Annotated in this window: 8 protein-coding genes; 3 read left to right on the top strand and 5 right to left on the bottom strand. The window is 66.7% G+C overall.

Translation table 11 applies throughout. From position 1 onward, the window contains the following. Positions 1–11: 11 nt before the first annotated feature. The gene (locus tag D0Y85_RS01275; protein ID WP_117309270.1) at positions 12–1,994 is read left to right on the top strand and encodes an acetyl/propionyl/methylcrotonyl-CoA carboxylase subunit alpha; all 1,983 of its coding nucleotides are present in this window, start codon (positions 12–14) and stop codon (positions 1,992–1,994) included. 44 nt (positions 1,995–2,038) lie between these two features. Here D0Y85_RS01275 and D0Y85_RS01270 read toward each other — a convergent pair whose 3' ends face one another. Further along, entirely contained in the window at positions 2,039–3,187 is a 1,149-nt protein-coding gene (locus D0Y85_RS01270) for a putative peptide maturation dehydrogenase (protein ID WP_240329311.1), read from the bottom strand. A gap of 174 nt (positions 3,188–3,361) precedes the next feature. Between D0Y85_RS01270 and D0Y85_RS01265 the strand changes: the two genes are divergently transcribed. Beyond that, positions 3,362–3,658: an NHLP-related RiPP peptide gene (locus tag D0Y85_RS01265; RefSeq protein ID WP_117311822.1), complete on the top strand. Its 297-nt coding sequence runs from the start codon at positions 3,362–3,364 to the stop codon at positions 3,656–3,658. A gap of 8 nt (positions 3,659–3,666) precedes the next feature. Here D0Y85_RS01265 and D0Y85_RS01260 read toward each other — a convergent pair whose 3' ends face one another. The 4 genes from D0Y85_RS01260 to aceB all read right to left on the bottom strand — a co-directional run bounded on the left by D0Y85_RS01260 (position 3,667) and on the right by aceB (position 10,578). After that, on the bottom strand, positions 3,667–6,162 hold the full coding sequence (locus tag D0Y85_RS01260; protein ID WP_205420718.1) for a putative peptide modification system cyclase: 2,496 nt from the start codon (positions 6,160–6,162) through the stop codon (positions 3,667–3,669). A gap of 15 nt (positions 6,163–6,177) precedes the next feature. Then, entirely contained in the window at positions 6,178–7,218 is a 1,041-nt protein-coding gene (locus D0Y85_RS01255; RefSeq protein WP_117309267.1) for a GGDEF domain-containing protein, read from the bottom strand. Between the two features lie 366 nt (positions 7,219–7,584). After that, positions 7,585–8,886, bottom strand: coding sequence for an isocitrate lyase (gene aceA, locus D0Y85_RS01250; protein WP_025875808.1), 1,302 nt, complete (start codon positions 8,884–8,886; stop codon positions 7,585–7,587). Between the two features lie 69 nt (positions 8,887–8,955). Further along, positions 8,956–10,578 (bottom strand): malate synthase A, encoded by a 1,623-nt coding sequence (gene aceB / locus D0Y85_RS01245; protein WP_117309266.1) that lies wholly within the window; start codon positions 10,576–10,578, stop codon positions 8,956–8,958. A gap of 109 nt (positions 10,579–10,687) precedes the next feature. Between aceB and D0Y85_RS01240 the strand changes: the two genes are divergently transcribed. After that, positions 10,688–11,656 (top strand): LysR substrate-binding domain-containing protein, encoded by a 969-nt coding sequence (locus tag D0Y85_RS01240; protein ID WP_025875812.1) that lies wholly within the window; start codon positions 10,688–10,690, stop codon positions 11,654–11,656. Positions 11,657–11,838 lie beyond the last annotated feature (182 nt).

The raw sequence follows: 11,838 nt of genomic DNA, 5'->3' as shown, positions 1-11,838 counted from the left end.
AGTCTGTTGCCATGTTCAGCAAAGTCCTGATCGCCAACCGCGGCGAGATCGCCTGCCGCGTCATCGCCACCTGCCGCCGCCTCGGCATCGCCACCGTGGCGGTGTATTCCGATGCCGACCGCAATGCGCGCCACGTGCGGCTGGCCGACGAAGCCATCCACATCGGCCCGGCGGCCGCGCGCGAGAGCTACCTGCGCAGCGATGCCATCCTCGACGCCGCACGCCGCAGCGGCGCGCAGGCCATCCATCCCGGCTACGGCTTCCTTTCCGAGAACGCCGACTTCGCCGACGCCTGCGTGGCGGCCGGCATCGCCTTCATCGGTCCGCCGGCCAGTGCGATCCGCGCGATGGGCGACAAGAGTGCAGCCAAGGCCCTGATGGCCGAGGCCGGCGTGCCGTTGACGCCGGGCTACCACGGCGACCAGCAGGCGCCGGAGTTCCTGCGCGCCCAGGCCGATGGCATCGGCTATCCGGTGCTGATCAAGGCCAGCGCCGGCGGCGGCGGCAAGGGCATGCGCAAGGTCGAGCGCAGCGAGGACTTCGTTGATGCGCTGGCCAGCTGCCAGCGCGAGGCGGCCTCGGCGTTCGGCAACGACCACGTGCTGGTCGAGAAGTATGTCGAGCGCCCGCGCCATATCGAAATCCAGGTATTCGGCGGTGGCCAGGGCGAGGCGGTGTATCTGTTCGAGCGCGACTGCTCGGTACAGCGCCGCCACCAGAAGGTGCTGGAAGAAGCACCGGCCCCGGGCATGAGCGCCGACCGCCGGGCCGCGATGGGCAAGGCCGCCGTCGATGCCGCGCGCGCAGTGGGCTACGTCGGTGCCGGCACGGTGGAGTTCATCGCCGGCCCGGACGGCGATTTCTACTTCATGGAAATGAACACCCGCCTGCAGGTCGAACACCCGGTCACCGAGTTCATCACCGGCACCGACCTGGTGGAGTGGCAGCTGCGCGTGGCCGCTGGCCAGCCGCTGCCCAAGCGCCAGGACGAACTGGCCATCCACGGCCACGCTCTCGAAGCGCGCCTGTATGCCGAAGATGCCGACCGCGGCTTCCTGCCCTCCACCGGCACCCTGCGCCGCCTGCGCCTGCCGACCCCGTCGGCCAACGTGCGGGTGGACACCGGTGTGGAAGAAGGCGACAGCATCACCCCGTACTACGATCCCATGATTGCCAAGCTGATCGTCTGGGACCTGGACCGCGACGCCGCGCTGCGGCGCATGCGCCAGGCCCTGGCCGACTGCCAGGTGGTGGGCGTGACCACCAATGCCGGTTTCCTGCGGCGCCTGGTGCAGACCGACTCGTTCGCCAACGCCAAGCTGGATACCGCGCTGATCGAACGCGAGCAGGCCGCACTGGCGGTCACCGGTGACGGTGAGCAGGCGCTGTGGGAACTGGCAGCGATCGCCGCCGTAGCAAGCACACCTGCCGCTGCCGCCGATGCACGCGACCCGCATTCACCGTGGCAGGCACAGGATGGCTGGCGGCTGGGCGTGCCTGCCGCGCGCTCGGTGCCGCTGCAGCAGGGAGTGCGGGCACACACGCTGAAGGTGTGGACCACTGCCGATGGCTGGCGCGTGCAGTGCGGTGACGCCGCGCCGAAACAGGTGGTCGGCCATGCCGATGACCAGACCCTGTCGGTGCAGAGGGACGAGCGCCGCTGGCGGCTGCAGCTGCAGCGCGACGGCGATCAGCTGTACCTGTTCGCCAGCGATGGCCAGCACCGCTTCACCCTGCACGACCCGGTGGGTGAATCCGAGCAGGCCAGCGCCGATGCCGGCAGCCTGCTGGCACCGATGCCCGGCAGGATCGTCGCAACACTGGTGGCGGCGGGCACGCAGGTCAAGCGCGGCACGCCGCTGGTGGTGCTGGAAGCGATGAAGATGGAGCACACCCTGCAGGCACCGGCCGATGGCACGGTGAAGGGCTACCGGGCCAAGGCCGGGGACCAGGTGGGCGACGGCGCGGTGCTGGTGGATTTCGAAGCGGCGTGATGGGGGTGGGCCGGGCGTTGCCCGGCCTACCTGCTGCCACGAGGTCAAGGTTGCGGAGCCGGATTCCCGCGCCAGACCTGCTGCAGCGGGTCGAATTCACTGGTGACCTGGGCGTCCGCGCGCCACCCCAGGCCACATATCATCACCGGGCTGGCGTCGATGCCATCCAGCCCCAGCGCCTTCTCCACGTTGATTTCGTTGATCGCCGCAGTCACGTACGCGGCCAGCCCAAGTTCGGTGGCTGACAGCATCCACTGTTGCGACAGGTGCCCCGCATCAAGCAGCACGGCCCTGTAGGCCTTTGGATGGCTGCGGTATTTCCAGAAGCTGCGTGGGAAGCGTGCCACCTGGATGATGTGCAGCGGGGCGTCGGCGAACCAGTCCTGCCCGGAAACAAAACCCAGCATCAAGGTGCGCAGGTCGTCGGTGGCAACGGCGACCGGTCGCAACGCGTGTTCCAGCGGATGGTAGTGATAGACGCCCGGCGCAAGACCGTCGACAGCCAGGGCGACCACATAGGTTTCCAACGGATGCAGGCCGCCGCCGGAAGGAATGTTCTTCTTCAGGAACTCCATGCCATCCCCCGGCCGCAATGCGGCGTGTGCCTGCACGGTCCGCTTGAGTACCTGCGCCAACAGCGGCAGCGCCAACGTGCGCTGCGCGTCGAAGTTTCGGCAGGTTGCACGCTTTCGCAGCAGCTCGTCGCGCGCATCGTCAGGTGTATCGGGCAACATCAAGGGGGCGGTATCGGGCGCATCCACTGCGGCGGGCGGTGCACCGAACCTGGCATGCAGATCCTGCGCCGTGACCAGCTTGTGTTCACGCATCTCACGCGCGCTGTTGATGCCGCCCCAGCGTCCCATCCGGTGCTGCAACGCCGACAGCGGCCACCAGTTGGCGTCGCGCACGCGCTGGTCGCGGTCACGATGCGAAGCCTCACCTGGCTCTTGGCTGATCACCAGACCGATCTCCAGCAGGCGTGCCAGCGCGGCGCCTTCGAGGCCGACCTCTGCAGGTTCCACCCAACGATCCGGCTCGATGCGGCCCAGCACATCGATTTCCTCGATGCTCACCTCCACGGGCGCGTCCAGATGGGCGGCAAGGGCCTGCCAATGCATGCGCGTTACCAGTCCCGCCTGACCCTGCAGCAGCAGGGAGAGGTCCAGCGAGACCTCGCTGCGGGGTTCAAACATCACGATAGCGCAACGTCGGATCTGCATCTTTCATCATCCACCAGTGGAAACCGTAGTATGCGGGTTGCCCACACCCGCCGCGGTACTGTGGAGGCGCTTCTGTGCAATGCACACGTCCCCCTAAATGCCGGGCGCTGGTGGCCGATAACGTAGGTTCAACTCTGGATGATCGACATGGCTACCGACCCCCGCCTTTCCGCTGAAGACGCCGGCGTACTGCTGGACAACCTCATCAACGATGCCGCGTTCCGCGAACGCTTCGCCGAATCACCGTCTCAGGCCCTCTCCAGCATCGGCCTGGACGCCGCCTTGGGTGAGAAGGACTGCATGAAGATCGACTCGCTCGCCTCGGTGGAAGAACTCACCCGCGTTCGTGACGGCCTGCAGAAGCACCTGGCCAGCTCGCTGACCGCGATGAATGTGGTGTTCTGCTTCGAAGCCGGCAAAGTCGACGAGCGCATCGGCGGCTGATTACTGCCTCAGGGCGCGCCGACCGCTTTGGACGGTGCGGCCCAGGTCGATACATCGTGCACGTTCAGCGGCTGCCAGACCTGCATCGCCGTGACCTCAGCAATGGCCTGACCACGGTGACGGGCCAGCCATTCCTGCTCGCGGCGCACGCCGGCGTCATCGCGCTGCGCACGTAACGCATGCAGCAGCACCACGTGTGCCTGCACCGGTTCGCTGCCATCCAGCATCGGCTCGATCAGCGCGCGTGCGGCGTCCGGCCGTTGCCCCTGCAGTTCGCCCATCGCAGCAACCACGCGCATCCATTTACCGACCATCGGGCTGCGCTGAGCGCGCAGCAGCGCCTCGTTGGCATGCAGCCAGGCTTCGGCAACATCGGTCTGTCCCTGCCGCTGAGCCAGATAGACAAGGGCCAGCCACTGCAGGCTGCGGGCCTGCTGCATGGGATCGTCGCGATCTTCCAGCAGCGGCTGCAGCTGCGCTGCGATGGCCTGCAGTTCGGCTTTGTCGCCCGCCGCGCACAACGTGGTCACGCTGGCGTGCTGCAATCGCTGCTGTACCTGCATGTCCGCAAGCTCAGGTGCCGGTGCGTCCGCGCGCACGGCCGCCTGCATCGACGCGCAATCACCTTGGTCGGCAGCCAGCAGCAGCTGTGCACGCAGCCGCATCCGCTGCGCCAGCGCATCTCCGGTGCGCAGCTTCACAAGCAGCTGGCCGGCTTGTACGTAACGGCGCTGCGCCACAAATACATCGACGCCGGTGTCATCGGGATCATCGCGGCCGCGCAGCCCTTGTGCCTGCATCAGCGTTTCGGCGGCCAGCTGCGGTTGGTTGTGGGCGATCTGGATGCGTGCCAACTGCACCATCGGATACAGCCGCAGCGGATCCTGCGGTACGGACGCCGCATGTGCGTAGGATTCGGCTTCGCTGAAACGATTGTCCTGCAACAGAAGCCAGGACGTATTGGACAGCCCGGCGAAGGAATCGGGATAGACCTTGGCCAGCGTCCGCCATTGCTCCAGGGCCCAGCCGCCCGGTTCCAGTTCTTCCTGCCAGGCCTTCAGGTACAGGCGCTCGCGCGGTGGCAGGCGTTCCTGCTGGGCGAGCGCATGCTGCATCGCCTCGCGGGCCTGCCGCCCCTCTTCGGTGCGGGCCAGCAGCTTGGCTACGCCCATGTAGGCCAGCGCGAAACCGGGATCGATGTCGATCGCCGCCTGGTAGAGATTGCGTGCTTCCTCGAAGCGGCGCTGGCCCAGGGCATTCTCGGCCAGGGCATAGGCGCGCAGGGCGCGCAGGTCGCGGGTGGAAGCCTTCGGCAGCGGCAGGGACTGTTCCAGGCTGGCCACCGATTCGCCAAGACCGCGGCGCAGACGACCGACGACATCGTCGACCGCGAACATCATCTGGTCAGGGCCGTCAGCGGCGACGGTGAAGCTGCGCACCACCTGCCCGCTGCCGGGCGCCACCACATCGATTCCCAGCTGATAGCCCCCTGCCTTGGGGCGTACGGTCGGCAGCAGGACCGCTCGTGCGCCTTCGCGCATGGCCACATCGATGGCTGCACCGCGGTTCAAGCGGGTATCGCCGGACAAGCGCGCCATTTCCAGGCTTTCGCGGATCTTGCCTTCGGACAGCACATTCACGTAGCGCGACTGTTCCAGCGCGATCAGTATCGCGTGGCGTGTCGATTCATCGAACACCGGCTCGCCGGTGAAATTCTCAAGGTCGGCCAGCACCACCCAATCGCGTTCTGAGAATGCGATGGCCGGCTCCGGGCGCAACAGAAACCAACCACCCACCACCACAGACGCCAGGATCAGGCTCTCCGCCAGCAATACCACCGGCTGCCGCCACAACGGCAGATCACGCCGCGCCTTGGCGTTGGCGCGCGGCGGGCGCAGCGGAGCAAAGCCGATCTCGCCAGCTTCAATCACTTCCTGGACGGTCGGCATGCCCTTGAACCGCCAACGCCCGTGCGACTTCCATAGCAAGCGTTGGCCACGCTCGCCCAAGGCATCCGTGGCACGTCGGGTCAGTGACTCGGCAACTGCCGACATCAGGATCTGGCCTGGGCGCGCCAGGGTCATCAGGCGCGCTGCCATCGGCTTGGCCAGGCCTTCGACTTCCATCGACTTGGCGCCGACCTTGACCGCTTCGGGACTGTTTTCCCAGGTCAGCACATCACCCACATGCAGGCCCGCTCGTGCGCGCAGCTCGACCCTGCGTTGTTCGCCCAGTGCCTGCAGGTCGCGCTGGTAATCCAGTGCAAACCCGAGCGCATCCACCGGGCGTTCGAACAGCAGGAACAGACCGTCGGAACGGTCGATCAGCTGCCCATTCCAGCGATGCTGCAATACCAGCACCAGACGGTCGTGCTCCTGGAACAGGGTGGCTGCGGCAGCGTCGCCGATACGCTCCACCAGTTGCAGCGAATCACACAGGTCGGTGAACAGCAGCGCCCGCAGCTGGGCGTTATGCGGGGCCGACGTTCCGTTGTCGCCATTCATCGCCAGGATCTCCGCTCAGTGTCCATCCGGACCATCGGTCCACCGCAGGCAGTTGCCGCCTGCGCGCTTGGCTTGGTACAGCGCACGATCGGCGCGAGCGTACCACTCGCTCCAGTCCGCGTCAGGGGCCAGCAGGCTGGCACCGATGCTGGCCAGGCTGACGTGCGGGGTGCCATGGCTGCGCTCGAGCAGGCCGTGCACCGCGCTGAGGATGAATTCAGCCGCGTGCTGCACGATCTCGACATTGGCCCGGCGCAGGATCAGGCAGAACTCGTCGCCGCCCAGGCGGCAGGCCAGGTCATGTTCGCCGGCCATCGAGCGCAGGATGTTGCCCATGCTCTGCAGCACCCGGTCGCCGGCCTGGTGGCCGTGGCGGTCGTTGATCTGCTTGAAGCGATCACAGTCGATCAGCAGCAGCGCCTGCGGCGGCCCCTCTTCCTGCGTACGGCATTCCTGCAGATACAGGGCCAGGCCACGGCGGTTGTGCAGGCCGGTCAGTTCGTCGGTGCGCACCAGCTCACGCGTGTGGGTCAGCTGGTGGGTGGTGATGTACAGGTTGTCCAGCGCGGCTTCCAGGTCATGGTTGCGCCGCCGCAGCTGGCTGATGAGGGCCTGCTCGTTGGTCAGCACACGCAGGATCGTGCGCCGCAGGAAGTAGGCCACCAGCCCCGGGTCGGACTCGACCAGGCGATGGAAATCAGCCGGTCCCAGTTCCAGCACGTGGCAGTCGGCCATCACCCGCGCGCTGGCGCTGCGCGGATGGTCGCCCATCAACAGGCCGAGCTCACCGAAGAACTCATGCCGGCCGAGTGTCTTGAGCACCAGGTCCTCGCCGAAATCCAGCTCGATCAGGCCTTCCAGGATGATGTACATGCACTCGCCGCGATGGCCGCGGTGGAACAGCCACTGGCCCGCCTGCAGCCGGCAGGGCTGGGCAAACCGGGCAAACAGGGCGACCTCTTCGTCGGAAAGCAGCGCATGCACGATCTCGGCCATCGCCACCTTGGCGATACCGGTTGTCGTGTCGATGTTCTCGGCCGCACCCCTGCCGGTCATTCCCTGCACCCGCCGCCAGCGTCCCCTGGTGAGCCGCGGAGCATATCAGTGAATCAAACTGTGCGCCGCTTCTCAGTTTTGTGAAGATGCGTTGCCCCGCCCTGCATGCCGCAGGGTTGCCTGTTCATACCCGTTGAGCGCGGGGAGAAGACAAAGCATATCAACAGCTTGCAGTGACCGCGACGCCGATTGTCGCAGCAGCCGCAGATACAACGACGCCGGCAGATCCCCCGATCTGCCGGCGTCGTCTGGCCCTTCCTTGGCCACCCTGATCAGCCCGAGCCCTGGTCGTGCCGGCCGCTGGCCGACAGCATCAAGGACGGCGGGAACACAAAGGGTTGCCGGCCAGCGGCCGGCACGACCGGATCACGCAGCCCGTTCGCTGCGCTCGCCATGGAACTGCTCTTCCTCGGTCGAACCGGTCAGCGCGGTGGTCGAGGACTGCCCCTGCTGGATCGCCTGGGTCACCGCATCGAAGTAGCCGGTGCCGACCTCGCGCTGGTGCTTGACCGCGGTGAAGCCGCGCTCGGCCGCTTCGAACTCGGCCTCCTGCAGCTCCACGAAGGCGCTCATCTGACGACGCGCATAGCCGTGGGCCAGATTGAACATGCCGTAGTTCAGCGCGTGGAAACCGGCCAGGGTGATGAACTGGAACTTGTAGCCGTAGCTGCCCAGTTCCTTCTGGAACCTGGCAATGGTGGCGTCGTCCAGGTTCTTCTTCCAGTTGAAGCTGGGCGAGCAGTTGTAGGCCAGCAGCTTGCCGGGGAACTTCGCATGGATCGCCTCGGCGAACTTCCGCGCGAATTCCAGGTCCGGCTTGCCGGTCTCGCACCACACCAGGTCGGCATACGGTGCGTAGGCCAGGCCGCGGCTGATGGCCTGGTCCAGGCCGTTGCGGGTCTTGTAGAAGCCCTCCACGGTGCGCTCGCCGGTGGCGAACGGCTTGTCGTTGCCATCGATGTCGCTGGTCAGCAGATCAGCCGCCTCGGCGTCGGTACGCGCCACCAGCAGGGTCGGCACGCCCAGCACGTCGGCGGCCAGCCGCGCGGCGTTGAGCTTCTCGATCGCCTCGCGGGTCGGCACCAGCACCTTGCCACCCATGTGCCCGCACTTCTTCACCGAGGCCAGCTGGTCTTCGAAGTGCACGCCGGCAGCACCGGCTTCGATCATCGCCTTCATCAGCTCGAAGGCGTTGAGCACGCCGCCGAAACCGGCTTCGGCGTCGGCCACGATCGGCTGCAGGAAGTCGATGTCATCCTTGCCTTCGGCATGGTGCAGCTGGTCGGCACGCAGCAGCGTGTTGTTGATGCGCTTGACCACCGCTGGCACCGAATCGGCCGGGTACAACGACTGGTCCGGGTACATCTGCCCGGCCAGGTTGGCATCGGCCGCCACCTGCCAGCCGGACAGGTAGATCGCCTTCAGCCCGGCCTTCACCTGCTGCATGGCCTGGTTGCCGGTCAGCGCGCCGAGCGCGTTGACGAAGTCGCGTTCATGCAGCGACTTCCACAGCTTTTCCGCGCCCAGCCGGGCCAGCGAATGCTCGATATGGACGGTGCCACGCAGGCGCACCACGTCGGCGGCGCTGTAGTTGCGCTGGATGCCTTCCCAGCGCGGATTGGTGTCCCAGTCGTGCTGGATCTGTTCGGCAGTGGGCAGCGTGCTCATGTCTATCTCCAGTTCGGTTCGTGCGGATGCAGCGGGGAAGGAAGCGGCGGGAAAACCGGCATGCAGCGGTCAGTCGATGCGCGCGTACGCCGGCAGGGTCAGGAAGTCGGTCAGTTCGTTGCTGCGGCTCAACTCGGCCAGCAGGGTGATGGCTTCTTCGATGCGGCCGCCGCCAGGCAGCGCCGAGGTATCGCCGAGGCGCGCCGGCAGCTGCGCCAGGGTGGTATCGAGCAGCGCCAGATCGATGGCAGTGCCGTCGTCCAGCTGCTGGCCCGGGGTATGCAGCCACTGCCACAGCTGGCTGCGGCTGATCTCGGCAGTGGCCGCGTCCTCCATCAGGTGGTGGATCGGCACGCAGCCGTTGCCATCCAGCCATGCGGCCAGGTAGCGCACGCAGACTTCGACATTGCCTTCGAAGCCAGCGCGGGTGATCGTGCCCGGCGGCCGCGCGATCAGTTCATCGCGACCCACGCGCACATCCTGGCGCAGCACGTGGTGCTGGTTGGGCGTGGGCATGTGCTCGTCGAAGATCGCCATCGCCACCGGAATCAGCGCCGGATGGGCGACCCATGTGCCATCGTGGCCAGCGCTCACTTCGCGCAGCTTGTCGGCACGCACCCGCGCCATCGCCTGCTCGTTGGCGGCGGCATCGTTGTTGATCGGAATCTGCGCGGCCATGCCACCCATCGCATGTGCGCCGCGGCGATGGCAGGTCTGGATCAGCAGTTCCGAATACGCCTTCAGGAACGGCTGGGTCATGGTCACCTGGCCACGCTCGGGCAGCACGCGGTCAGCGTGGCGGCGGAAGGTCTTCAGGTACGAGAAGATGTAATCCCAGCGCCCGCAGTTGAGGCCGACGATGCGATCGCGCAGGGCGTGCAGGATCTCATCCATCTCGAACACTGCCGGCAGCGTTTCGATCAGCACGGTCACCTTGATCTGCCCGTGCGGCAGGCCGAGCATGCCTTCGATGTGCGACAGCGCGGTCTCCCACAGCGCTGCCTCTTCCATGCTCTGCAGCTTCGGCAGGTAGAAATACGGGCCGCGGTCCCTGGACTGCAGCGCGCGCGCATTGTGGAAGGCAAACACCGCCGCATCGAACAGGCCGCCGGCGAGGAACTGGCCATCCACGCGCACATGCTTTTCGTCCAGGTGCCAGCCGCGCGGACGCACGATCAGCACCGCCTGCTCATCGTAGGGGCGCAGTGCGTAATGCTTGCCATTGGGTGCGGTGTACTGCAGGTCGCCGCGCACCGCAGCGGCCAGCGACTGCTGACCGGCCAGCAGGTTGCGCCAGGTCGGCGAGGTCGAATCCTCGAAGTCGGCCATGAACACCTTGGCGCCGGAGTTCAGCGCGTTGATGACCATCTTCGGGTCGGTCGGGCCGGTGATCTCGACGCGACGGTCCTGCAGCGCGGCCGGCAGCGGCGCCACGGTCCAGTCACCGCTGCGGATCGCGGTGGTGTCCTGGCGGAAGTCCGGCAAGCCGCCCTGGTCGAAGAACGCCTGGCGCTCGCGGCGGGCCTGCAGCCGTGCCTGCCGGCCGGGTTCCACTGCCCGGTGCAGGGACACCAGCAGGGCCAGCAACGGCGCCGGCAGCACGGTGGCCTGGCCCGCCACCTGGGTCGCCAGGGCGATGCCCGGCGTGGCCTTGGCGGCGGTGGAAGGAACAGCGGAAGCGACGGCGGACATGGCAGAACTCCAGCGTGGGGGAACGACTCCACCGTGCGGCCGCAACCCTGTATTTGGCAAAACAGTTTTTGCAATGCTTTACATAAATTGTGCTAATACTTGTGACGCCATGACCACGCGTAGCCCGCCAAGTCCCCGTTTTTCCTACAAATCCGATCGGCTGAAGCCGCTGCGCGCGTTCTGCCAGACGGTGCGCCTGGGCTCGGTCTCACGGGCGGCTGAGGCACTTTTCGTCAGCCAACCAGCCATCAGCCTGCAGTTGCAGGCGCTGGAGCGTGAACTGGGAGTACCGCTGTTCGAGCGCAGCGGCCGGCGCCTGGTACCCAGCCGCGAGGGCCAGCTGCTGTATGAAATGGCGCAGCCGCTGGTGGAGAGCCTGGACGGCCTGGAAGCGCGCTTCCGCGACAAGGTGCGCGGGCTGGACGCGGGCGAGCTGAACATCGCTGCCAACAGTTCCACCATCCTGTACCTGCTGCCGAAGATCGTCGAACGCTTCCGCCAGCATTACCCCGACGTACGCCTGACCCTGCACAACGCCATCAGCGCCGACGGCACCGACCTGCTGCGCGAGGATGCCGCCGACCTGGCGATCGGCTCGATGACCGATGTGCCGGCCGACCTCAGTTATGCGCCGGCCTACCGTTTCGAACAGGTGCTGATCGCCCCGCATGACCATCCGCTGGCCAGCGGTGGCGAGCTGGAACTGGCCGACATCGCCCGTTATCCGCTGGTGCTGCCGCCGAAACGGCAGATCACCTACCGGCTGGTGGACCAGGTGTTCCAGCGTCACCGCATCGCCTACACCGTTGCGCTGGAAGTGGGCGGCTGGGAGGTGATCAAGCAGTACGTGGCGATGGGCATGGGCATTTCCATCGTGCCGGCGCTGTGCCTGAACGATGCCGACCGCGAACGGTTGGCCGCACGGTCGATGAAGCGCTGGTTCCCGGAGCGCAGTTACGGGGTGATCGTGCGGCGTGGCAAGGCGCTGTCGGCGCAGGCGCGGGCGTTCATCGAGCTGATCCAGCCAGAGTTGTTCAGCCCGCGCGATTACGACCAGAGCGGGCATTCGGAGCGGTGAGGGGTTGTCGGCAGGGCTGCGCCCTGCACCTGCCGAATCAACGGCAACGGCAAAGGCAACAGCGGGGATTCCGTGGGATGGCGGGGCGGTGTGGCCTGCTCTTGGTGGGTGTCGACCTTGGTCGACACGGTTGATCCACGCCATGCGTGGATGACGATTCCCGGCGTCGGGCTGGATAGACT

Source organism: Stenotrophomonas sp. G4, from assembly GCF_003428825.1.
GTDB lineage: Bacteria > Pseudomonadota > Gammaproteobacteria > Xanthomonadales > Xanthomonadaceae > Stenotrophomonas > Stenotrophomonas indicatrix.
Note: the sequence above shows the minus strand (reverse complement) of the source record. Positions and strands in the feature narration are given on the sequence as shown.